This window comes from Arthrobacter sp. 'calajunan', from assembly GCF_046940185.1.
In the GTDB taxonomy this organism is placed as follows: domain Bacteria; phylum Actinomycetota; class Actinomycetes; order Actinomycetales; family Micrococcaceae; genus Glutamicibacter; species Glutamicibacter soli.
This window is the reverse complement of record NZ_JBKZDY010000054.1, coordinates 1-255: the sequence shown is the minus strand read 5'-3', so window position 1 is coordinate 255 and position 255 is coordinate 1. Positions and strand designations below refer to the sequence as shown.

The following is a 255-nucleotide window of genomic DNA, read 5'->3' as shown; positions in this document are numbered from 1 at the left end:
TAACCGGTCCTCTTAACCTTCCAGCACCGGGCAGGAGTCAGTCCGTATACATCGTCTTGCGACTTCGCACGGACCTGTGTTTTTAGTAAACAGTCGCTTCCCCCTGGTCTCTGCGGCCCACACCCGCATCCGGAGAGCAAGTCTCCATCACGGGGCAGGCCCCCCTTCTTCCGAAGTTACGGGGGCATTTTGCCGAGTTCCTTAACCATGATTCTCTCGATCGCCTTAGTATTCTCTACCTGATCACCTGTGTCG

1 rRNA gene is annotated in these 255 nt (G+C 55.7%); it reads right to left on the bottom strand.

From position 1 onward, the window contains the following. A 23S ribosomal RNA gene (locus RF641_RS17635) occupies nucleotides 1–255 on the bottom strand; the annotation flags it as partial.